The sequence below is a fragment of the Erythrobacter epiphyticus genome, from assembly GCF_034653295.1.
GTDB lineage: Bacteria > Pseudomonadota > Alphaproteobacteria > Sphingomonadales > Sphingomonadaceae > Erythrobacter.
In genome coordinates this window covers 103,407-125,177 of the sequence record NZ_JAYEEU010000004.1, presented here as the reverse complement: position 1 = coordinate 125,177, position 21,771 = coordinate 103,407, and the positions used below count along the sequence as shown (strand labels likewise).

Below are 21,771 nucleotides of genomic sequence, written 5' to 3'. Positions count from 1 at the left end.
GTAAACACGAATGACTAAACGAAGGAATAGGGGTCTATATCGATCCCCACGCGTACCCCGGGCGGGAAGCTGTGCGCGGCAATCCATTCGCGCAGCACATGCTGCAAGGGCGCGCTGCGCCGCGCATTCACGAGAAAGCGAAAGCGGTATCGCCCGCGCAACAATGCCAAGGGTGCCGGTGCAGGGCCGAGCACATAGAGATCATCACCTTTGGGCTTGTTCTGGCCCAGCCGGTGCGCCGCCTCGCGCGCTTCCTTTTCGTCTTCCGATGACAGGATGATCGCCGCCCAGCGCCCGAAAGGCGGGGCACCGGCGTCGCGGCGGGCTTCGGTTTCGGCAGCGTAGAACCCGTCACGATCATGGGTGGCGAGCGCGGCAATCACCGGAGCATCGGGATGACGGGTCTGGATCAGCACTTCGCCCGGCTTGGCACCGCGTCCGGCGCGCCCTGCAACCTGCGCGATCTGGCTGTAGGTGCGCTCGGCCGCGCGCAGATCGCCGCCTTCAAGCCCGAGATCGGCATCGATCACGCCAACCAGCGTCAGATCGGGGAAGTGGAAGCCCTTGGTCACCAATTGCGTGCCGATGATGATGTCGATCGCCTTGCCTTCCGCCTCAGCGATGAATTGCGCCGCGCGTTCGGGCGAATTGAGCGTGTCGGAGGTTGCCACCGCGATGCGGGCATGGGGGAAGAGATCGCGCACCTCATCGGCAATGCGTTCGACCCCTGGCCCGCAGGCGACCAGACAATCGGCTTCGCCGCATTCCGGGCAGCTATCGGGCACGCGGGTTTCGAACCCGCAATGGTGGCAGGCGAGACGGGCTGAGAGGCGGTGCTCGACCAGCCACGCGCTGCAAGAAGGGCATTTGAAACGGTGCCCGCAATTGCGGCACAGCGTGAGCGGGGCATAGCCGCGCCGGTTGAGGAACAGCAGCGATTGCTCGCCCTTGTCGAGCCGGTCGCGCAAACCCTCGATCAGCGGCCCGGCGAGCCAGCGCTGGCTTCCCGGCTTTTCCTGCGTCAGATCGATCAACTGCACCCGTGGCAGGGTTGCCCCGCCAAACCGGCTCGGCAGCGCCAGCCGGGTGTAGGTGCCCTGCTGCGCCATGAAGAGGCTTTCGAGCGCCGGGGTCGCGCTTGCCAGCACCACCGGGATCTGTTCGAAGCGCGCGCGCATCACCGACACATCCCGCGCATTGTAGCGCACGCCATCATCCTGCTTGAAGCTGATCTCATGCGCTTCATCGACCACGATCAGGCCGAGGTTGGCATAGGGCAGGAACAGGGCCGAGCGCGCCCCCACGATCACCTGCGCGCTGCCATCGGCAATCGCCCGCCATGCCCGCCGGCGTGCTGTCGACTTGAGCGAGGAATGCCACAGCACCGGCGGCACTCCGAAGCGCTGGGCGAAGCGCGCGAGAAAATTCTCGGTCAGCGCAATCTCGGGAAGCAGCACGAGCACTTGCCGCCCGAGCCGCAGGGCTTCGGCGACGGCTTCGAAATAGGTCTCGGTCTTGCCGGAACCGGTCACCCCGTCGAGCAGGAAGGGCGCAAAGGCGCGCGCCTGCACCGCCGCCACCAGCGTGGCAGCCACCTCGGATTGCTGCGGCGAGAGAGCGGGCTGATGATGATCGGGGTCGGCAGCCGGATAGGGGCGATCAATCGCCACGCTGACAGGTTCGAGCAGCCCTGCGCCCATCATCCCGCGCAGCACCCCTTCGGAAACGCCCGCGATCGCGGCCAGTTCGCGCATCGTGCCCTGTTCGCCCGCCAGCGCCGCCATCGCCTGCTTGCGTTGCGGGGTGAGGCGGCTGGCGCTGTCTGCGCCGCTCAGGCGGTATTCGGTAGTGGTGGCCGGGCCGCCCAGCGCACCGCCGCTCGCCAGCGCCATGCGGGCCACGCTCGCAAGCGGGGCGCAGTAATAATCCGCCGTCCATTCGATCAGGCGGCGCAGCGGCGCAGGCAGGGGCGGAACCCGCACCACCTCAAGGATCGGGCGGAGCCGTTCAAAGGCGATTTCCTCGCCCGGCAGACGGCCTTCGTCCCACACAATTCCCATGACCTTGCGCGGGCCAAGCGGGGCCATCACCACGCTGCCCGCAGGCGCATGCAGCCCATCGGGCAGGCGGTAATCGAGCGCACCCAAGGCAGCATTCAGGACAAGGAGCCGGACCCGGTTCATCGCGCAGTTATATGGGCTGCGGCAATAGGGCGGGGCAAGCACGGAGACCCGATAAATGTCCGAAACACGCAATCCTGTCCCCACCCGCCGCGCGCTGCTGCTGGGTGCAGCCGGCGGAGCCGCCGTCCTGATGCTGCCCGCCTGCGCCAGCACGGGCGGGCCGCTCAGCATGGAAGAAGCGATCCGGCGGCTGTTGCTGCTCTCGGCAGAGAATGCCTTTGCGCGGCTGACCATGCCGGGCGGCTATTGGGATGAACAGATTGCCCGCGCCGGGCTTGGCACCATGCTGGGCGCGCGCGGCGATGTGCTGACCCGTATTCTGACTTCTGCGCTGATCAAGGATCGGCTGGAGGAGGAATTTGCCAGCATCGCTGTCGAGGCGAGTTTCCGCGCCGCCCCGATCGTGACCGATGTGGTGCGCATGATCGGCTTTCAGAACGCGCTGGATCTGGTGCGCGGCGGGCCGAGCGCGGGCACAGCTTTCCTGCGCGGCGAAGTGGGCGAGGCGCTGATTGATGCGATGGTGCCGGGGCTGGGCGAGGGACTGCGGTTGGCCCGCGATCCGCTGCTCTCCGAAGCCGTGCGCGCGCTCACCGGGGTGGACAGCCGCGCGGCTGCCAACCGCTTCGGACAGACCATCAATGATGCGATCTGGGGCGAGATCGCGCGCGAGGAAGCCGAGATCCGCGCCAATCCGCGCGCGACCCGCGATCCGCTGCTGATCAGCGTATTCGGGGCAAGCAATCTTCTCTGATCATTCAGAGCTTCACGAAGGTTTTGATCCACAAGACGTGGTCCATCCGGTCTTCCCGGCGTTCTCGCGGTGCATAGAGGTTCATGTAGCCCGGCATGATGTCGACATGTTGGGAGACCGGGATCAGCAGGCCGGCAAAGTTGCGGATCTGTTCAAACCCGCCGGAGAAATTGGGCTGATCATTGAGATTGAAGAAGGGCTCAACGAAGAACACGGGGCCAAACCCGTTTTCCGCCATCGGTAGTGTGATCTGGATCATCGAGCGTGCCCGGATCGAATGATCGCCGATATTTGCCCATTGGCGGCTTTCGAGCCGCGATCGGGTGTCGATCTTGATCCCGGGTCGATCCAGCACCCGGTAATTCACTTCCGCATAGGCGCGATGCTCGAAGATGAAGCCATTTTCGCCAGCGTCGCTCTGGCTGCGGAAATAGGCATAGCCACCACCGATCTGAAGATTATCGTTTACCTGATAGGCAACATAGGGGCGCAGAATGAATTGCCCCAGTGTTGTCACATCGTTTGTGATACGTTGCTGCGATTCCAGACGAACAAAGACCTCTTTGTGTTTGTCCGCGTGGAATTTGACAAATTGTGCATTCCAGATCGCGGCGTCTTCATTCGCAGCGTGGGCCGGACAAGCACTGAATGCCGCGACAAGCGCGGTCAAGAAAAGAGATAAGCGCATGAAATACTCTAAAAACGGGTTTCATGCTGCACTTGCACAGGGTTTGGTTTGAGGGAAGGCGGGGGAACCCGTTCACGGCTCAGCCCGTCCGGTTTCTGGCTCGTGATATCCCAACACCGCCACGCCGCGGGCTAGAACTTATAATTCAGCGTCACCTGCGGCACATGGCTGATCGCATCGGACCGGTTCTCGCGCGGGGTGATCTGGAGCATGTAGGTGGGCTGGATTTCAAGCGAGGGGTTCAGTTCAAGCGCAACGCCAATGATGTTACGCACCTGCTCAGTTCCCGCCGCCCTGCCTGCGCGGCGCGGCTGGATGATGCCGAACCATTCCGACGACGCCAGCGCCTTGATCTTTTTGCCGACCGGATGGGTGTATTGCACCCGTTGGCGCAATCGCAGTTCGACTTGATCGGCCCCTTCGAACCAGCGCTGTTCAAAGCGGGCGCGCAGATCAAGACCGCCTTTGCTATACCGGAATTGCTGGTGCAGCCGGGCCTCGCCAACCGTGCCGGTCTGGAACCACGAGACCCCGCCGCCGAGCCGCACCGTGTTATTGAGCGATTGTTCGAGCGTCACCCGGACAGTCTGCTGATCGGCGCCGAACACCGGATCACGCCAGCGCTGCGATGTGTCGATCGTGAGGTAGATTTCATCGGAAACCTTGCCACGCACGAAGCCCACCAGCCAGAATTGCGTGTCTTCATTGTCAGCAAGCGCTTTCGACGGTTGCCAAGCGACGAGCATGGCGGCAAGCAGCATCGCAATTCGCATCGGCATCCGTGTCATGCGCGCCTTCTTAGGCCTGTGCTCCGTCACCGGCCAATGCACAAAAGCTTGGAGTGACCCCATGAAATTCTTCGTCGACACTGCCGAAATTGACGCAATCCGCGATCTCGCCGCCACCGGGCTGCTTGACGGGGTGACGACCAACCCTTCGCTGATCGCCAAGTCCGGGCGGGATTTCATGGAAGTCACCCGGGAAATCTGCGGCCTCGTCGATGGCCCGGTCAGCGCCGAAATCGTCGCGCTCGATTATCCCACGATGATGAAAGAGGCCGAAGTGCTGCGCAAGATTGCGGATAATGTCTGCATCAAGGTGCCGCTGACGGTTGATGGCCTCAAGACCTGCAAGGCGCTGAGCGGGGAAGGCACGATGGTGAACGTCACCCTTTGCTTCTCCGCCAATCAGGCGCTGCTCGCGGCCAAGGCGGGGGCGACCTTCATTTCGCCTTTCGTTGGCCGCCATGACGACAACGGCTTTGACGGGATGGATCTGATCGAAGACATCCGCCTGATCTACGACAATTATGATTTCGCCACCGAAATCCTTGTCGCCTCGGTGCGCCACACCACCCATGTGCTGCAAGCCGCCAAGATCGGGGCCGATGTGATGACCGCGCCGCCCAAGGTGATCCACGACCTGTTCAAGCATGTCCTCACCGACAAGGGCATCGAAGGCTTCCTGGCTGATTGGGCCAAGACGGGGCAATCGATCCTGTGACGGGCATTTTCTGACGATGGTTGATCAATCCCCGCTCGATATCTTCAAGCAGGCGCTGACCGGCGCGGCGCGGGCGATTGCGCGCGATGGCGAGGTTGAGATCGCGTGGAGCGCGGATGTGCCGGGCGCGGCGGGCAATCGCTTCCGCGTGCCTTTGCCGGGACGTGATCTGCCGCAGGATCAGGTGACCGAAGCGCGCGGCTTTGCCGATAGCTTCGCGCTCAAGCTGCGGCACCATGATGCGGGTCTGCACGCGCGCGCGGCCCCGCCCGAACCCGTGGCGCGGGCGTGCTATGATGCGATCGAGCAGGTGCGATACGAAGCCTTGGGTGCCAACCGCTTTGGCGGGATCCGCGCCAATCTTGATGCGGCGACCGAGCTGCGCACCGCATCCGACAAGATCGTGCGCGCGCAGAATTCCTCCGAAGTGCCGCTCGAAACCGCGCTGGCCCTGCTGGTGCGTGAGGCGCTGACAGGCGAGCCGGTGCCCGCCAAGGCGCGCGGCGGGATCGCATTGGTGCGCGACTTCCTTGAAGACCGCGTCGGCGGGGATTTTGCCGGTCTGGCCGAGAAGATCGCCGATCAGGAAGCCTTCCAGAAGCTCGCGCTCGATATGCTGCGCGAGCTTGATCTCACGCGCCCGACCGATGCCCCTGACGAATCCGACAGTGATGACGGCGAGGATGATGACGGCGCTGATGATGATCAGACCGGCGATGATTCCGATGACAGCGCGGGCGATCCGCAGGCCGCTGAAATGGCGGGCGACATGGCCGAGGGCGAAGGCGATGCCGATACCTCCTCCGAAATGGCCTCGGACAGCGAGATGTCCGAAGGCGAGCCGGGCGATGAAGGCGATGCGCCCAATGCCCCGCAGCGCCCCAACCGCCCGCAAGGCGAGATACCGCTCGGCCTCGAATACAAGGCCTACACCACGAAATTCGATGAGGTCGTGGAAGCGCCGGATCTGTGCGATGCCGAAGAGCTTGATCGCCTGCGCGCCTATCTCGATAGCCAGCTGACCGGGCTTCAGGGGGTGGTGACGCGGCTCGCCAACCGGCTCCAGCGCCGGTTGATGGCGCAGCAGAACCGCAGTTGGGACTTCGATCAGGAAGAAGGCGTGCTCGATGCCGCGCGCCTTTCGCGCGTGGTGGTCTCGCCCGGCATGGCCTTGAGCTACAAGGTCGAGCGCGATGTCGAATTCAAGGACACCATCGTCACGCTGCTGATCGACAATTCGGGTTCGATGCGCGGGCGGCCGATTTCCATTGCCGCAATCAGCGCGGATATTCTGGCGCGCACGCTCGAGCGCTGCGGGGTCAAGACCGAGATTCTCGGCTTCACCACCCGCGCGTGGAAAGGCGGGCAGAGCCGCGAGGCGTGGCTCGCCGATGGCAAGCCGCCCAATCCCGGCCGCCTCAATGATCTGCGCCACATCATCTACAAGCAGGCGGACGAGCCGTGGCGGCGCGCGCGCCGCAATCTCGGGCTGATGATGCGCGAGGGGCTGCTCAAGGAGAATATTGACGGCGAGGCGCTGATGTGGGCCCATTCGCGCTTGCTCTATCGCCGCGAGGAACGCCGCATCCTGATGGTGATTTCCGACGGAGCGCCGGTCGATGATTCCACGCTGAGCGTGAATTCGGCGGGCTATCTCGAAGCCCATCTGCGCAGCGTGATCGACTGGATCGAGAAATTCTCGCCGGTGCAACTGGTCGCGATCGGGATCGGCCATGATGTCACGCGCTATTATCGCCGCGCGGTGACGATCATGGATGTCGAGCAATTGGGCGGCACGATCATGGAGCAACTCGCCGAATTGTTCGAGGATGAGAAGGGTCCGAAACGCAAATGAACGTCACCGAAGCTGTCACCACCCGCCGCTCGATCCGCGCCTTTCTCGACAAGCCGGTGCCGCTGGATGTCATCACCCGCGTGATGGACACCGCGCGCTGGGCGGCCTCGGGGTGTAACTACCAGCCGTGGGAAGCGAGCATCGTGACCGGCCAGCCGCTCAAGGATTTGCAGGGGAAGATCACCACCACCCCGCCGCAGCAGGCCGAATACGACTGGACCGCACCCGGGCAGGAGCCCGCCTACACCGCGCGGCTCCACGGCGTCTCGGCGGGCATGTTCGGCGCGATGGGCATTGCCCGCGATGATGGCGCCGGGCGGATGGCGGCGATGATGAAGAATGCGACGAGCTTTGATGCGCCCGCGGTGATGTTCGTCTATTTCCCGCGCCTGATGAAGGAGCCGCAGTGGTCGGACACCGGCATGTGGCTCCAGACGGTCGCGCTGCTGCTGCGCGAAGAGGGGCTCGATAGCTGCTTTCAGGAATACATGGCGCTTTATGCCAATGTGATCCGCGATTTCCTCGGCCTTGATCACGAACGCTACATGTTCTTCTGCGGCATGGCGATCGGCTACCGCGACCCGGAGGCGCCGGTGAACAATTTCACGCGCGAGCGGGTGCCGCTGGAGAACCAGGTCAAGTTCATCGGGTTCTGACGCTTCCCGTCACCCCTGCGACAGCTGGGGCATGGGGCGGCGGGCTCGGCGCTTGCGGCCCGAGATCCCAGCTTGCGCTGGGACGACGGAATAGGGCAAAGGCCCCCCGATGACTGACGCGCCGCTCAAGCTGTTCAACTCGCTCACCCGTTCGCTCGAGGTGTTCGAGCCCGTCCACCCGGGCGAGGCGCGCGTTTATACCTGCGGTCCGACGGTCTATAACTACCCGCATATCGGCAACATGCGCGCTTATGTCTTCGCCGATGTGCTGGGGCGCACGCTTTCGTGGAAGGGGCTGAAGCTCACCCACGTCATCAACATCACCGATGTCGGCCATCTCACCGATGATGCCGACGCGGGTGAGGACAAGATGGAGAAGATGGCGGCGAGCCAAGCGCAGTCGATCTGGGACATCGCCGAGCATTACAAGCAGGCCTTCTGGGCCGATGTGCGCGCGCTCAATATCCGCCAGCCTGCGCAGTGGACGGTCGCGACCGATTACGTTGCGCAGATGATCGACTTTGCGAAGGGGATCGCGGACAAGCATTGCTACGAGCTGGAGAGCGGGCTCTATTTCGATGTGTCGACCGTGGCGGATTACGGGCGGCTGGCGCGTGCCAACACCGAAGAAGGCGAAGGCCGGATCGAGGCGGTCGAAGGCAAGCGCAACGCCGCCGATTTCGCAATCTGGCGCAAGACCCCGCCCGGCGAGACCCGCCAGATGGAGTGGGATTCGCCGTGGGGCCGCGGCGCGCCCGGCTGGCATCTCGAATGCTCGGTGATGAGCGGGGAAGTGCTTGGCTTCCCGTTCGACATCCACACGGGCGGGATCGATCACCGCGAGATCCACCACCCCAACGAAATCGCGCAGAATCAGGCCCATTGCTGCACCAATGGCCTCGATGATCCGCGCAATTCGGGCGCGAAAGTGTGGATGCATAACAACTTCCTCGTCGAACGGTCGGGGAAGATGTCAAAATCCTCGGGCGAGTTCCTGCGGCTGCAATTGCTGATCGACAAGGGCTACCACCCGCTTGCCTACCGGCTGATGTGCTTGCAGGCGCATTACCGGTCAGAGCTGGAGTTTTCGTGGGAGGGCTTGGGTGCGGCGCTGACGCGGCTCAAGCGGATGGTGATGGCGGTGGAACCGCTCAAGGCCGTGGAAGCCCAGCCGGTTGCCGAACACCCCAAGTTTGCAGCCGCCCTGACCACGTTCGACGAGGCGATGACCGATGACCTGGCAACTCCTGTGGCGCTTACCGCCTTGGACGAGGCGCTCGCGGTGAAGAAGGTCGATGCCGGGGTCAAGCGGGCCGTGATCGAGGAAATGGACGCAGTCCTTGGCTTCAATCTGTTCGGCCTCACCCGCGCTGATCTGCGCATCCGGCCCAAATCCGCCACGATCACCGAGGGCGAAATCGAAGCCGCGCTCGCCCGCCGCAAGGAAGCCCGCGCGGCCAAGGATTTTGCGACGTCCGACGCGATCCGGGACGACCTCTCGGCTCAAGGCGTCGACGTGATGGACGGCGACCCGTTAGGCTGGGAGTGGAAACTTAGCTAATTCGTCATTGCGAGGAGCGCAGCGACGAAGCAATCCAGAGCGTCACGCGATCCGCACTGGATTGCTACCCCCGGATCAAGTCCGGAGTCGCAATGACGAAAAGAAAGACCACATGACCATCCTCGCCATCTCCGGCCTGATCCGCCCAATGCTCGAAAGCAGCTTGCCCGAAGGGCTCGATGTGCGTTGGTTCATGACTCACGAACAGGCGCTCGACGCGGTTGCCGAGGCCGAGATCGGCTGGTTCGATATGAATGATCAGCAGGCCATGGCCGAAACGCTGCGCGCGGCGAAGAAGCTCAAATGGCTCAATTCGATCTATGCCGGGCTCGATTTCCTGCCGATGGATGTGCTGATCGAACGCGGCATCACTGTCACCAATGGCGCCGGGATCAATGCCATCACCATCGCCGAATATGTCGTGATGGGGATGCTGAACATCGCCAAGGGCTACCGCGATGTCGTGCGCGCGCAGGATCGCCACGAATGGCTGACCGACAGCCCCGGCAAGCGTGAACTCGCCGGATCAAAGGCGCTGCTGCTGGGCTATGGCGCGATTGGCCAGCTCATCAAGCCGCGTCTCGAAGCCTTCGATGTCGAGGTGCAGGTGGTGCGGCGTTCGGGCGGTGAAGGCGTGATCGGCCCGGATCAATGGCGCGCGCGCCTTGGTGAATTTGATTGGGTGATCCTTGCCGTGCCCGCCACGCCCGAAACCGAAGGCATGATCGGCGCGGCCGAGCTCGCCGCGATGCGATCCGATACCGTGATCGTCAACATCGCGCGCGGCTCGGTGATCGATCAGCCAGCCTTGGTGACCGCGCTCGAGAAACGGGCCATCGGCGGGGCATTCCTCGACGTGACCACGCCTGAGCCGCTGCCCGCCGATCATCCGCTATGGTCGCTCGACAATGCGCATATCACGATGCACCTGTCGGGCCGCGCACAGGACAAGATGTTCCTGCGCAGCGGGCAGCGCTTCCTTGCCAATCTCGACAATTATCTGAACGGCCGCCCGCTCGCCCCGATCTTTGATCCCGCCAAGGGCTATTGATCGCAAACGCGCTGCGGGCGGGTTTACAGCTCCTCCAGCAGCAACAAGACGGCGGTGACAGTCAGCCGTTCTTCCTGGCCGAAGCGGTGCTCGACGGTCTGGATCGCGGCATCAGCCACCAGATGGCCGGGGATGGTGAATTCATGATCGGGCAGGAGAGCGATCAGCTCTTCGCCGGCGGCCACGACATCAGCGCCCACGAATTCGAGGACAAGCGCGTGGCGCGAGCCCGAAAAGGTGATCGAGGCCCAGGCCTTTTCCTCATGGCTGAGGATCGCGCCGCGCCCGCCGGCCAGTTGCATCAGCGCCGCGCGCACCCGATCGCCGAGCGAGCGCCGCGGGCGGGGCGGGGAGCTGGCGGATTTGTGTTCGCGGGCATTGTCAGGGCCGCCGAGCCAGAAATCTTCGCGCGGATCATTCAGCATGGGCCAGCTCCCCTACGGACTGGGCGGATGGCGCAGCGGCCTCATGCTGATCGGCATAGGCGCGCATCCATTGCAGGGTGCGGTCTTCGGTTTCGGGACGCGGGGTCCGGCCCATCCGCAGATCGAGCACGAAGCGCGGATCATGCACGGCAAGGCGGCCGAATTTGGTGGGCGGCATGGCGTAGCGGGTGAGGAATTGTTCGATTCTCCGAAGCAGCATGGTGCGTCCCTTTCTGTGCTCTGGCGGTCTGAAGCATCGGGTGATTCGCCTCGATGTTCCTGAAATGTTCCAACGAATTTCCAACTTGTCTAGGATATTTCCTATGTGTAGGATAAGATCATGGGAAATGCCGCCGCTTCTCTGCCCGATGGGGCGCGTGACCGCCTGCTCGAACTGGCGCGGGCGCGGGGCGTAAGCCTTGCCAGCCTGTCGGATTTCCTCGGGCGTAACCCATCCTATCTGCAACAATTTATCCGCAAGGGCTCACCGCGACGGCTGGAGGAGCGTGATCGTCGCAAGCTCGCGGCCTTCTTCGGGGTGGCCGAGGATGAGCTCGGTAAAGCGCCGGAAATGTCCTACGCTCTGCCGCATGAAGAGGAAGGGCCCGGGGCTTGGGTTGTTGTCCCCCGGCTCGATCTGGGCGCTTCAGCCGGGCCTGGCGTGGTTCCGGGCGGGGAAGCGGCGTTCGATACGTTCCGCTTCTCGCGCCGCTGGCTGGCCGAGCAGGGGCTTGCCGGGGCGCAGCTTTCGGCGATCACGGTGGCAGGCGATTCAATGGAGCCGTTGCTCAATGATGGCGATGAAATCCTCGTCGATCGCACCCCGCGTCCGCTGCGCGATGGTATCCATGTGGTGAGGCTCGGTGATGCGCTGCTGGTGAAGCGCGTCGCGCAGGCGGGGGCAGGGCGGCTGGCGCTGTTATCGCAGAACCTCGCCTATCCGCCGATCGAAGTGGCGGCGGACGACCTCACCATCATTGGCCGGGTGGTGTGGAAGGGCGGGCGGATTTAGCGCAGCTTGCGCTTGAACCCCGTGTGCGTCGGCACAAAGCCGAGCCGCCCGTAAAAGCGGTGCGCATCGGGGCGGTTACCATCGCTCATCAATTGCACCAGCGCGCAGCCGCGCTCCTCGGCGCGGGCGATGGCCCAGCGGATCATCTCCGCGCCGATCCCCTTGCCCTGATGTTCGGGGGCGACCCGCACGCTTTCGATCATTGCGCGCCATGCGCCGCGCCGGGCGACCACGGGGAGAAAGGATAGCTGGAAACTGGCAACCGGCTCGCCATCCCACTCCGCCACATAAAGCGCGTGATTGGCATCGGCGGCAATCGCGCGGAATCCGGCAAGCTGCTGCGCGGCGTCATCGCTCGCAGGTGGATCGCGCGTGTCGGCCACGGGATCGCTGGCAATCAGACCGACTATGAAGGCAAGGTCGCCCTCGCAGGCCTCGCGGATGGTGAGCGTTGTCATGCCCGGTGCTCTAGCGGTGGAGGCCTTCCCCTTGCAATCGGCAGGCGAGGGCGGCACATCATGCCCACCATGACAGACCAAGCCAGCCTCCCGATGCGCGCCGCGATTATTCCGGTGACCCCCTTGCAGCAGAATTGCTCGCTGATCTGGTGCACGAAGACCATGAAGGGTGCGCTGGTTGATCCGGGCGGCGATCTCGACAAGCTGAAGGAAGCCGTTGCCAAGGCAGGGGTGACGCTGGAAAAGCTGCTCGTCACCCACGGGCATCTTGATCATTGTGGGCAGACCGGGATGCTGGCTGACGAGCTGGGCCTGCCGATCGAAGGCCCGCACGAGGATGACCGCTTCTGGATCGACCAATTGGACGATGATGGCCCGCGCTGGGGCATGATCGCCAAAAGCTTCACCCCGACCCGCTGGCTCCGGCATGGCGACACGGTGAGCGTGGGGGAGTTGACGCTCGATGTGATCCACTGCCCCGGTCACACCCCCGGCCATGTGGTGTTCTACCATGCGCCGAGCCGCTTCGCGATTGTCGGCGATGTGCTGTTTCAGGGGAGCATCGGGCGGACGGACTTCCCGCGCGGCAATCATCAGGATCTGATCGATTCGATCACGCAGCGGCTTTGGCCCTTGGGCGAAGATGTGATGTTCATCCCCGGCCACGGCCCGACGAGCACCTTCGGCCGTGAGCGCAAGGCGAATGCCTTCGTGAGCGATTACGCGCTGTCCTGATCCTCCCCGAACCGGGGAGGGGGACCATGCGCAGCATGGTGGAGGGGCAGGCGCCGCTTTCGAAGACCGCGATCCTCCGGATCATTCGCAAGTGCCACTCCACCCCGCCGCTGGCGCGGCGCGGTCCCCCTCTCCCGAGAGAGAGGCCTACATCACCCCGCCAGCAATCAGCGCTGCCACCACGGCAAGGCCCAGCTGCACCAGCATCGTCAGCAGCGTGCCGATCATCCGGCCGAACTGCATATTGCCTCCGTCCATCCCGAAGGCATGGGCGATGCGGCCAATGAAATAGGCCGCCGCGACATAAGCAAGCCACCAGCTGCCTTTGCCCGACAATTCGATGGCGCCGATCAGCACCAGCACAAAGGCGGTGTTCTCGACAAAGTTGAGCTGCGCGCGCATCCGCCGCTGCAAGGCCTGATTGCCGCCATCGCCCACGCTGATACCGGTGGCCTGCCGCACCGCACCGATGCGGAGCGAAAGCCACAGGTTGAGAACGGCCGCGGCTGCGGCGGCGGTCAGGGTGACTTGCAGAATGGCCATGGCGGATGATCCCTTGTTGTCTGGCCCGCAGTGCTAGGCGCGGCGCGATCCGCTTGCAACGCGCGAATTTTCAGCTATAGCGCCCGCCTTCCCCGCCAAACCAGGGACAGGGCTGGTGCGCTCGCAAACGCTTGTGCACGCGCCTGCCTTACCGTAAGGGCGGCCCCGAGCAATCGCGTCGCGAGACGCAACACACATTGGTTATTTGAGGAATTGGTGCCACCATGGCTGTCCCCAAGAGAAAAGTATCGCCCAGCCGTCGCGGCATGCGTCGTTCGCACGATTCGCTGAAGGTCGAAGCCTTCCACGAATGTTCCAACTGTGGCGAACTGAAGCGTCCGCACAACCTGTGCCCGCACTGCGGCTATTACAACGGCCGTCAGGTCGTCGCCGTCGGCCTCTGAAGGCCCAAGCCTTAACGGTTTTCGGAAAGGAAGCGCGATGAGCCTGCCGCGTATCGCTGTCGATGCGATGGGCGGCGACGAAGGCGTGCGCGTGATGATTGAGGGCGCGGCACTGGCGCGCCGTCAGCACGAACGCTTCCAGTTCCTGCTGGTGGGTGATAGTGCCCGGATCGAGCGCGCGCTGGACACGCATCCCAATCTGCGCGCCGCATCCGAAATCCTCCATTGCGATGATGTGGTTGGCGGCGATGAATTGCCGAGCAAGGCGATCCGCCGCGCCAAGACAACCAGCATGGGCCTTGCCGTCAATGCGGTGAAGGAAGGCGCTGCGGGTGCCGCCGTCAGCGCGGGTAACACCGGCGCGCTGATGGCGATGAGCAAGATCGCGCTGCGCACCATGGCCGGGATTGATCGTCCGGCGCTTGCCGCGCTGCTCCCGACGCTGGAACCGCATGATGTGGTGATGCTCGATCTTGGCGCCAACACCGAGGCCGATGCCCGCAACCTTGTCCAGTTCGCGGTGATGGGTGCAGCCTATTCGCGCATCGTCAACGGGTTTGAACGCCCGCGGGTCCGCCTGCTCAACATCGGCACCGAGGAAATCAAGGGCACTGAAGCGCTGCGCGAGGCGGCGGCCATGCTGACAGCCGCGGCAGCCCGTGAAGATGGCGGGCTGGCGATGCAGTTCGATGGCTTTGTCGAAAGCGACAAGATCAACCGCGGGCAAACCCATGTGGTGGTGACCGATGGTTTTTCGGGCAATATTGCCTTGAAGGCGATCGAAGGTTCGGCGCGGTTTGTGACGGACCTGCTCAAGCAGGCCTTCACCAGTTCGCTGCGTTCCAAGATCGGTTTTCTCGTCTCGCGCCCTGCGACCGAATTGCTCCGGCATCATCTTGATCCCAACAACCACAACGGCGCGGTTTTCCTCGGGCTCAATGGCGTGGTGGTCAAAAGCCACGGCAGTGCCACGGCCAAGGGTGTCGCCCATGCCGTGGCCGTTGCCGCCCGCCTGCTCGAAGACAAGCTGATAGAGCGGATCGCCCATGATCTGGGCGCGCTCAATTCCGATGCCCTGCGCGGCAACGGGCACGGCAAATCGCGCCCCGAGGCCGCTTCGTGAGCGGCTCACGCCTGCTCGGGACAGGCTCGGCCTTGCCGGCGCAGGTTGTCACCAATGATGATCTCGCGGCGCGGGTTGATACTTCGGATGAATGGATCATCGAGCGCACCGGAATCCGACAGCGCTACATTGCGGGCGAGGGGGAGACCACCGCGACTCTCGCCACCGCTGCCGCGCGTGCGGCACTGGCCGATGCCGGGGTTGATGCTTCGTCGATTGGCCTGATCGTGCTTGCCACCGCAACGCCGGATAACACTTTCCCTGCCACGGCGACCAAGGTTCAGGCTGCCCTCGGCTGCAATGGCGGCGTCGCTTTTGATGTGGCGGCGGTGTGTTCGGGCTTTCTCTACGCGCTGGCGACCGCTGATTCGCTGCTGCGCACCGGCATGGCCAAGCGCGCGCTGGTGATCGGGGCTGAAACGTTCAGCCGGATTCTCGATTGGGAAGATCGCACCACCTGTGTGCTGTTTGGCGATGGGGCCGGTGCAGTGGTGCTCGAAGCGCCCGAAGCCGGGGCAAGCGATGATCCTTCGGGACCCGGCATTATCGCGACCCGCCTTCACGCCGATGGCGCGCAGCATGATCTGCTTTACGTCGATGGCGGTCCCTCGACCACGCAGACTGTCGGTCATGTCCGCATGAAGGGGCGCGAGGTGTTCCGCCATGCTGTTGTCAATCTTGCCGACGTCTTGCAGGAAGTGATTGAAGAAGCTGGTGTTTCGGTCTCCGATGTCGATTGGGTGGTGCCGCATCAGGCCAATGCCCGGATCCTTGATGCCACCGCGCGCAAGCTGGGCATTGCCCCGGAAAAGGTGATCGTGACCGTCCACGAACACGCCAACACCTCGGCGGCTTCGGTGCCGCTCGCGCTTGACGTGGCGCGCAAGGATGGCCGGATCAAGTCCGGCGATCTGGTGATGCTTGAGGCGATGGGCGGCGGCTTTACCTGGGGTGCAAGCCTGATCCGTCTGTGATCGCTTATCTGCAAAGCTAACAAAATCGACAGATATTGCGGAGAACGCAATTTTTCCCGCGGTATCGCGTTGCAAAGGCGGTAAAAATTTGCAAGGTCTTGGTGTAACGGGTCGCGCCAACCAAGGGGTACAACGCATGATGCGTTCGGTAGGCACGCTGACTCGCGCCGATCTTGCAGAGACCATTAACCGCAAGATGGGTTTGAGCAGGGCAGAATCACTCGATATGGTCGAAGCGATCCTCACCAAGATGAGCGACGCTCTGGCTCGCGGTGAAAACGTGAAAATTTCAGGCTTTGGCAGCTTCGTGTTGCGCGACAAGAATGAACGGATCGGCCGTAATCCCAAGACCGGGGTTGAAGTGCCGATTACCCCGCGCCGGGTGATGACATTCCGCGCCAGCCAGCTGCTCAAGGAGCAGATCGCCAAGGGCGACTGAGCCCGTTCGGCAAAAAAAGGGATGAGGGGCTGATGGCCGGGTTCGATGATGGCAAGGATGAAGGCGCGCTGCGCACCATCGGCGAAGTCAGCGATGCGCTCGGCATCAAGCCCCACATCCTGCGCTACTGGGAACAGCAATTCCCGTTGCTGAAGCCGCTCAAGCGCAGCGGTGGACGGCGTTATTACCGGCCTGCCGATGTGGCGATGGTCGAGACGATTGATCGGCTGATCAACCGTGAAGGCTACACTCTCAAAGGGGCGGAAGCCGTGCTGCGCGCCGGCGCGAGGAAGCCTGCCAAGTCTTCCGAAACCGTGCCCGAGGCGCCCGGCATGCGGTTGGTTGTCACCGAAGGCCCTGATTTGAGCGATGTGATAGCCGGGCTCAAGGCGGTGCGCGCCAAGCTTGCCCGCGCGCTGGAGGCGTAGGGGCTAGATCCCAAGCTTTTCCCGCAAGGCTGCATTGATCCGTGATTGCCAGCCCTTGCCGGTTGACCGGAAGGCATCCAGCACGTCGGGATCGAGCCGCAAGGTCACTTGCTTTTTGGGATTGGGAGAGCGCGGGCGGCCTGCACCGCGATCACCCGGTTCGACGGGAATGATGCCTTCCGGGCCGAGCTTGCCCGTGGCAGGGCGGATCAGGGTTTCACCACGATAAATTGCTGCCGCCCGGAACATTTCTTCCGTCCAGACGACATCAGCATCATCAGGGTCAATCCAGGGTTCTGAAGATCGCTTCGTGTTCCTGCTCATGTGCATATCTCATTGTAATGATCCGGCGGGCATTCCCACGAAGTGTCCAAACCAGGCTCACTCGGCGACCGCGCAAATAGCCCCGCACCCGAAAGCGCTTCTCTCCGTAATCCTTGCGAGTGTCTTCCAATTCTATGTGCCGCCCGGCAAATACGAGAGGAGGGTCATCGCGTAGGTCAAGGCCGCGCTCTTCGAGGAGCTTCAGACGTTTGCCTTCATCAAATTCTATTTTCACAACAACGACATACCAAAGGTTTCCGCATGAGGCAAAGCCGGACGCGGGAAGGTGATAACCATCCCCTTTGGTGTTGATCTCTGCTATTTATTGTAACGACAAAAAATGTCAAGCGGCTACTCCGCCGCCAGCCTTTCCGCCTCGCCCAAATCGACGCTGACCAGCCGCGAGACACCCTTTTCCGCCATCGTCACGCCGAACAGGCGATGCATCCGGCTCATCGTCACCGCGTTGTGGGTGACGATCAGGTAGCGCGTTGCGGTGGTGCGCACCATCGAATCGAGCAAGTCGCAGAAGCGCTCGACATTGGCATCATCAAGCGGCGCGTCGACTTCATCGAGCACGCAGATCGGCGCGGGATTGGTCAGGAACAGCGCGAAGATCAGCGCCGTGGCGGTCAGGGCTTGCTCACCACCGGAAAGCAGTGAGAGCGATTGCAGCCGCTTGCCCGGCGGCTGGGCGTAGATTTCAAGCCCCGCTTCAAGCGGATCATCGCTGTCCACCAGCGCGAGATGCGCTTGCCCACCTTCGAACAGGCGGGTGAACAGCACGCGGAAATGGCCATCGACTTCCTCGAAAGCCGCGCGCAGGCGTTCGCGGCCTTCCCGGTTGAGACTGCCGATCGAACCGCGCAGCCGCGCGATGGCCTCGGTCAGTTCCGCCTGTTCGCTGGCATTGCTGCCCAATTCACCTTCGATCCGCGCGAGTTCGTCGGCAGCGACAAGGTTGACCGGGCCGATCCGCTCGCGCGCGGCGGTCAGCCGTTCAAGCTCTTCTGCTTCCGCAGCCGCATCGCCCAAACCATCCTCGGCAAAGCCGAACTTCTCGGCAAGTAACGGCGGCGGACATTGGAAACGCTCGCCCGCAAGGCGCGCCATTTCGCTGCGGCGCTGTTCCTGATTTTCGGCCCGCGCAGCCAGCGTGGCGCGGCCTTCGCGGGCCTGTGCCAGCGCCTCGGTACGCTGGGCCAGCAAGGTGGCCGCGCTGCGTTCGGTATCCTCGCAGGTGCGCATCGCAGCCTCGGCCGCGGCGAGTTCCTCCCCCAGCCGCGCGCGGGTGGCTTCGCCCGCTTCGATTTCGGCCATGAGCGCTGCGGGCTTGGCTTCGTGGACCGCGCGCTCTTCGGCAATATCGGCAAGACGCTGCGCCGCATCAGCCATCCGCCGGGTCGCTTCGGATGAGCGGGCCTGCCAGTTCGCATGGTCCGATTGCTGCGCGGCGAGCCGTTCACGAGTCACAGCCAAGGCCTGATCATGCGCGGCAAGTGCAGCCAGCGCGGCCTGCAAGCCGGTGCGGGCGGCTTCGTTGCGCGCGCGGGCTGCTTCGAGTGCCGCGCGCCCGGCATCACGCGCGGGGAGCGCCGCACGTTGCGCCTCTGCCCCGGCAAGTTCGCCTTCTGCTGTGCGCACCTGTTCGGCAATGTCGCTGGCCGATGCCGCCAATTCGGCCGCGCGCGCGGCGAGGCGTTCGCGCGCAGCCTCCGCTGCATCAAGCCGCCGCAAGGCCTGCCGTTCGGCTTCAATCGCGCCGGCAATCGCGCGTTCCTGCGCGATCAAGCCGGTTTGCAGACCCGTAAGCTCGTCGCGCACCGCCGTATCCCTAGCCTCGGCATCGCGGGCGGCGCTGCGCAGCGCCGGCAAGGCGGCATCGAGTTCGGCAAAGCGGTTCGCTGCTTCGAGCTGGGCGGCTTCAGCGGCCCCTTCGCCGCGGGCGATAAACCCGTCCCAGCGACGCAAATGCCCGGCGCGGGTCACCAGCCATTCGCCGGGTGCCAGCGCGCGGCCATTATCCGCCTCGACGCAATGCACCAACGCAAGCCGCGCTGCGAGTTCGGGCGGGCAATCGGCGAGATGTGCGAGCAGGCTTTCGGCCACCGGCTGGCCTGCCGCCGCGCCCGTCCAGAAGCGGCCATCCTGCGGCGAGGCGGGCGCGCCGAGCGGGGCCTTGCCATCGCGCCCCAGCACGGCGGCGAGCGCGCGTTCATAGCCGGGTGTGACGGTCACCTTGTCGAGCGCTGCGGGCAGGCCTTGCCGCGAGGCTTCGCGCTTGGCGCGCGCTTCCCGATCGCGCGCGAGCGCCGCATGCTCGCGCTCCACCCCGGCGAGTTCGGCCTTGGCCGTGGCAAGCTGTGCGGCGGCTTCATCGCGCACGGTTTGCAGGGCAGCCTTGCGCGCCTGGTCGGTTTCAAGCTGCTTGCGCAGTGCGGCAAGATCACGCCCTGCCACCGCAACCGCCTCAGTCGCGGCTGTGACCTCGGCCTCAGCGGTGCTGCTGGCGGCGATTTCGCTGCGCAGCCGTTCGATCCGTTCGACCTCGCGGGTGAGCCGTTCCAGCCGCGCACGGGCCTGATCGACCGCCGCTTCGGCCACGCGCCATTCGGCTTCGACCCCGGCCTGATCGGCCGTTGCCTTGGCAAGCGCGAGTTCAGCCGCGCGGCTGGCGCGTTCTGCATCCTCGCTCTTGTCCGCAAGCGCCGGGCGGGCAGCCTCGGCGTCAGCGAGTGCTTGCCGCCCGGCTTCAAGCTCGCGGGTCAGGCGCGCCAGCGCTTCGACCGCATCGCGGGTCAGCCGGTCAGCATCCTGCCGGTCCTCTTCGAGCCGGGTCTGTTGGCGGGCGAGATCGGCAAGGCGGGTTTGCGCCGCTTCAAGCTTTTCCGAAAGCGCCGCCATGCGATGGCCGTGGGCGCTGGCGTCATCGCGGCGGTCTGCCAATTCGTCGCGCGCTTCGGCGAGCGCACGGGCCGCCTCGGCCTGATCGCGCTGCGCGGTTTCGACCGCGCCTTGGGCTTCGGCGACGAGCGTTTCGGCCTGTTCGGCAGCGGCGCGGGCTTCTTTCGCTGCTGCGGCCGCCTCGCGCCAGCGCGCAAAGATCAGCCGTGCCTCTGCCGCCTGAATCTGCGTTGTCAAAGCGGTGTAGCGTTCGGCCTGCTTGGCCTGTCGCCGCAGCGTGGCGATCTGCGCATCAAGCCCGGCCATCAGATCCTGCAACCGCGCGAGATTGGTTTCGGCGCCGCGCAGCTTGCTTTCGGCATCCTTGCGCCGCACATGAAGACCCGCGATCCCGGCAGCCTCTTCCAGCATGGCGCGGCGTTCGGCCGGCTTGGCCGCGATCACCGCGGCAATCTTGCCCTGACTGACAAGCGCCGGGCTGTGCGCGCCGGTTGCCGCATCAGCAAAGGTGAGCGCCACATCCTTGGCGCGCACATCGCGCCCGTTGACGCGGTAGGCCGAACCGGCACCGCGTTCGATCCGGCGGGTAACAATCAGATCCTCTCCGATGTCATCCCTGGCGTGGAGCACCACTTCGGCAAAATCGCGCGGCGGGCGGGTGGATGTGCCCGCGAAGATTACATCCTCCATCCCGCCGGATCGCAGCGATTTGGCGGAGGTTTCCCCCATCACCCAGCGGATGGCCTCGAGCAGGTTCGATTTGCCGCAGCCATTCGGCCCGACAACACCTGTCAGCCCCGGTTCAATGCGCAGTTCAGCCGGCTCGACAAAGCTCTTGAAACCACTGAGCTTGAGCCGGCTGATCTCCATCGCAGCGCGCTTGCCTTGCGGCCCTTACCGCGCGCCAGCGCGTTGCAGCAGCGGTTCAAGCTGCGGCCACTGGTTGGCGTCGATCTTGCTGCCATTGAGCAGGAAGGTCGGGGTAGCCTGAATGCCAAGCTCGTCCGATTGCTTGGTCGAAGCATTGGCAATCGCTTCGATCTTGCCGCGATCAGCCAGACAGGTGCGAGCCTGATCGGCGCTGAGGCCGCGCGCTGCGAAGAAATCAATCAGCCCGGTGGCCTGTGCAATCGCGATGAAGCGCTGTTCGACCGGAAGATTGCCCGATGCCTGCAATTGGGCATTGTTGGCATCCGCGCGCGCGAAGATATCATTGAGCGCAGCCCATGCTTCGTCCGCGAGCGGCTGCATGTTTTCCTTCGGCCCGCAGCGCACCAGGGTAGCGATCGTCAGATCGATCGGATCGCGCACCAGATTGCGCAGTTCAAAGCTGACGACGCCGGTCGGGATATATTGCTGCTTGAGCGCGGGCTTGCCCTGTGCGGCAAAAGCGGCGCAGGCTCCGCAGGTGTGCGAGGCATATTCCACCAGCTTGATCGGCGCTTCGGGATTGCCGACGAGGTAGCCCCCTTCTGGCGTGACCGTGACGGTCTCTGCCCATGCGGTGCCAGCCGGTGCGGCAATCGCCGGGATCGGCTCGCCCGCGGCAACACCGTCAGCCGTCTCCGCCTCGTCAGAGCAGCCCGCCAGCAACAGCGGCGCGGCGAGGATAGCGGTGAGGAACGAGCGATGGCGAGTAATCATAGTGCGGTGTCCAGATAAGAGGGTTGAGAATAGTCAGGCGGGAAGGGGCGCGGCAAGACGGGAGGGGGCAGGCCTGTGCACAAATGGGCGCACAAATCGCGCCCCTT

The 21,771-nt window shown here is 64.1% G+C and carries 24 protein-coding genes; 13 read left to right on the top strand and 11 right to left on the bottom strand.

Going from position 1 to position 21,771, the window contains the following annotated elements:
- Nucleotides 1–14: 14 nt before the first annotated feature.
- Entirely contained in the window at nt 15–2,183 is a 2,169-nt protein-coding gene (locus tag SOQ14_RS02655; RefSeq protein ID WP_322896497.1) for a primosomal protein N', read from the bottom strand.
- A 55-nt stretch (nt 2,184–2,238) separates the two neighbouring features.
- Here SOQ14_RS02655 and SOQ14_RS02650 point away from each other — a divergent pair, with 55 nt between their 5' ends.
- Entirely contained in the window at nt 2,239–2,937 is a 699-nt protein-coding gene (locus SOQ14_RS02650; protein WP_322896496.1) for a DUF4197 domain-containing protein, read from the top strand.
- A gap of 4 nt (nt 2,938–2,941) precedes the next feature.
- On the opposite strand, the gene SOQ14_RS02645 is transcribed toward SOQ14_RS02650, so the two are convergent.
- Together SOQ14_RS02645 and SOQ14_RS02640 are read right to left on the bottom strand one after the other, a co-directional pair.
- Entirely contained in the window at nt 2,942–3,625 is a 684-nt protein-coding gene (locus SOQ14_RS02645) for a DUF2490 domain-containing protein (RefSeq protein WP_322896495.1), read from the bottom strand.
- A gap of 131 nt (nt 3,626–3,756) precedes the next feature.
- Nucleotides 3,757–4,404 (bottom strand): DUF2490 domain-containing protein, encoded by a 648-nt coding sequence (locus SOQ14_RS02640; RefSeq protein WP_322896494.1) that lies wholly within the window; start codon nt 4,402–4,404, stop codon nt 3,757–3,759.
- Nucleotides 4,405–4,474: 70 nt separating this feature from the next.
- Here SOQ14_RS02640 and fsa point away from each other — a divergent pair, with 70 nt between their 5' ends.
- The 5 genes from fsa (at nt 4,475) to SOQ14_RS02615 (ending at nt 10,251) form a co-directional block, all read left to right on the top strand.
- A complete protein-coding gene (fsa, locus tag SOQ14_RS02635; protein WP_322896493.1) occupies nt 4,475–5,128 on the top strand; it encodes a fructose-6-phosphate aldolase in 654 nt (217 codons plus the stop codon).
- Nucleotides 5,129–5,144: 16 nt separating this feature from the next.
- Nucleotides 5,145–6,983 (top strand): cobaltochelatase subunit CobT, encoded by a 1,839-nt coding sequence (gene cobT, locus SOQ14_RS02630; protein ID WP_322896492.1) that lies wholly within the window; start codon nt 5,145–5,147, stop codon nt 6,981–6,983.
- Nucleotides 6,980–7,639 (top strand): nitroreductase, encoded by a 660-nt coding sequence (locus SOQ14_RS02625; protein WP_322896491.1) that lies wholly within the window; start codon nt 6,980–6,982, stop codon nt 7,637–7,639. Before cobT ends, SOQ14_RS02625 begins: the two co-directional genes overlap by 4 nt.
- A gap of 109 nt (nt 7,640–7,748) precedes the next feature.
- A complete protein-coding gene (gene cysS / locus SOQ14_RS02620) occupies nt 7,749–9,200 on the top strand; it encodes a cysteine--tRNA ligase (RefSeq protein WP_322896490.1) in 1,452 nt (483 codons plus the stop codon).
- Nucleotides 9,201–9,312: 112 nt separating this feature from the next.
- Complete coding sequence (locus tag SOQ14_RS02615) at nt 9,313–10,251, top strand: D-2-hydroxyacid dehydrogenase (protein WP_322896489.1); 939 nt, start codon at nt 9,313–9,315, stop codon at nt 10,249–10,251.
- A 23-nt stretch (nt 10,252–10,274) separates the two neighbouring features.
- Here the strand turns inward: SOQ14_RS02615 and SOQ14_RS02610 are convergent, their stop codons facing one another.
- Nucleotides 10,275–10,676: a hypothetical protein gene (locus tag SOQ14_RS02610; RefSeq protein WP_322896488.1), complete on the bottom strand. Its 402-nt coding sequence runs from the start codon at nt 10,674–10,676 to the stop codon at nt 10,275–10,277.
- On the bottom strand, nt 10,666–10,896 hold the full coding sequence (locus SOQ14_RS02605; RefSeq protein ID WP_322896487.1) for a hypothetical protein: 231 nt from the start codon (nt 10,894–10,896) through the stop codon (nt 10,666–10,668). Before SOQ14_RS02605 ends, SOQ14_RS02610 begins: the two co-directional genes overlap by 11 nt.
- Nucleotides 10,897–11,016: 120 nt before the next feature.
- Between SOQ14_RS02605 and SOQ14_RS02600 the strand changes: the two genes are divergently transcribed.
- Nucleotides 11,017–11,688 (top strand): LexA family transcriptional regulator, encoded by a 672-nt coding sequence (locus tag SOQ14_RS02600; RefSeq protein WP_322896486.1) that lies wholly within the window; start codon nt 11,017–11,019, stop codon nt 11,686–11,688.
- Here SOQ14_RS02600 and SOQ14_RS02595 read toward each other — a convergent pair.
- A complete protein-coding gene (locus SOQ14_RS02595) occupies nt 11,685–12,146 on the bottom strand; it encodes a GNAT family N-acetyltransferase (RefSeq protein WP_322896485.1) in 462 nt (153 codons plus the stop codon). The genes SOQ14_RS02600 and SOQ14_RS02595 overlap by 4 nt on opposite strands.
- 69 nt (nt 12,147–12,215) lie before the next feature.
- On the opposite strand from SOQ14_RS02595, the gene SOQ14_RS02590 reads away from it, so the two are divergent.
- Nucleotides 12,216–12,881 (top strand): MBL fold metallo-hydrolase, encoded by a 666-nt coding sequence (locus SOQ14_RS02590; protein WP_322896484.1) that lies wholly within the window; start codon nt 12,216–12,218, stop codon nt 12,879–12,881.
- A gap of 147 nt (nt 12,882–13,028) precedes the next feature.
- Here the strand turns inward: SOQ14_RS02590 and SOQ14_RS02585 are convergent, their stop codons facing one another.
- The gene (locus SOQ14_RS02585; protein WP_322896483.1) at nt 13,029–13,424 is read right to left on the bottom strand and encodes an MAPEG family protein; all 396 of its coding nucleotides are present in this window, start codon (nt 13,422–13,424) and stop codon (nt 13,029–13,031) included.
- Between the two features lie 224 nt (nt 13,425–13,648).
- On the opposite strand from SOQ14_RS02585, the gene rpmF reads away from it, so the two are divergent.
- From rpmF to SOQ14_RS02560, 5 genes are all read left to right on the top strand, one after another.
- Nucleotides 13,649–13,828 carry a 50S ribosomal protein L32 gene (gene rpmF, locus SOQ14_RS02580; protein ID WP_322896482.1) on the top strand — a complete coding sequence of 60 codons (180 nt, stop codon included), beginning with the start codon at nt 13,649–13,651 and terminating at the stop codon, nt 13,826–13,828.
- 37 nt (nt 13,829–13,865) lie between these two features.
- The gene (gene plsX / locus SOQ14_RS02575; RefSeq protein WP_322896481.1) at nt 13,866–14,951 is read left to right on the top strand and encodes a phosphate acyltransferase PlsX; all 1,086 of its coding nucleotides are present in this window, start codon (nt 13,866–13,868) and stop codon (nt 14,949–14,951) included.
- Nucleotides 14,948–15,925 carry a beta-ketoacyl-ACP synthase III gene (locus SOQ14_RS02570; RefSeq protein WP_322896480.1) on the top strand — a complete coding sequence of 326 codons (978 nt, stop codon included), beginning with the start codon at nt 14,948–14,950 and terminating at the stop codon, nt 15,923–15,925. The genes plsX and SOQ14_RS02570 overlap by 4 nt, the downstream gene beginning before the upstream one ends.
- A gap of 136 nt (nt 15,926–16,061) precedes the next feature.
- The gene (locus SOQ14_RS02565; protein WP_322896479.1) at nt 16,062–16,364 is read left to right on the top strand and encodes an integration host factor subunit alpha; all 303 of its coding nucleotides are present in this window, start codon (nt 16,062–16,064) and stop codon (nt 16,362–16,364) included.
- Nucleotides 16,365–16,396: 32 nt separating this feature from the next.
- Entirely contained in the window at nt 16,397–16,792 is a 396-nt protein-coding gene (locus tag SOQ14_RS02560; RefSeq protein WP_322896478.1) for a MerR family transcriptional regulator, read from the top strand.
- 3 nt (nt 16,793–16,795) lie between these two features.
- On the opposite strand, the gene SOQ14_RS02555 is transcribed toward SOQ14_RS02560, so the two are convergent.
- The 4 genes from SOQ14_RS02555 to SOQ14_RS02540 all read right to left on the bottom strand — a co-directional run bounded on the left by SOQ14_RS02555 (nt 16,796) and on the right by SOQ14_RS02540 (nt 21,664).
- Nucleotides 16,796–17,116, bottom strand: coding sequence for a BrnA antitoxin family protein (locus SOQ14_RS02555; RefSeq protein ID WP_322896477.1), 321 nt, complete (start codon nt 17,114–17,116; stop codon nt 16,796–16,798).
- Entirely contained in the window at nt 17,076–17,351 is a 276-nt protein-coding gene (locus tag SOQ14_RS02550; RefSeq protein ID WP_322896476.1) for a BrnT family toxin, read from the bottom strand. The genes SOQ14_RS02555 and SOQ14_RS02550 overlap by 41 nt, the downstream gene beginning before the upstream one ends.
- 116 nt (nt 17,352–17,467) lie before the next feature.
- Nucleotides 17,468–20,890 (bottom strand): chromosome segregation SMC family protein, encoded by a 3,423-nt coding sequence (locus tag SOQ14_RS02545; protein ID WP_322896475.1) that lies wholly within the window; start codon nt 20,888–20,890, stop codon nt 17,468–17,470.
- A gap of 24 nt (nt 20,891–20,914) precedes the next feature.
- Nucleotides 20,915–21,664 carry a thioredoxin domain-containing protein gene (locus tag SOQ14_RS02540; protein WP_322896474.1) on the bottom strand — a complete coding sequence of 250 codons (750 nt, stop codon included), beginning with the start codon at nt 21,662–21,664 and terminating at the stop codon, nt 20,915–20,917.
- Nucleotides 21,665–21,771 lie beyond the last annotated feature (107 nt).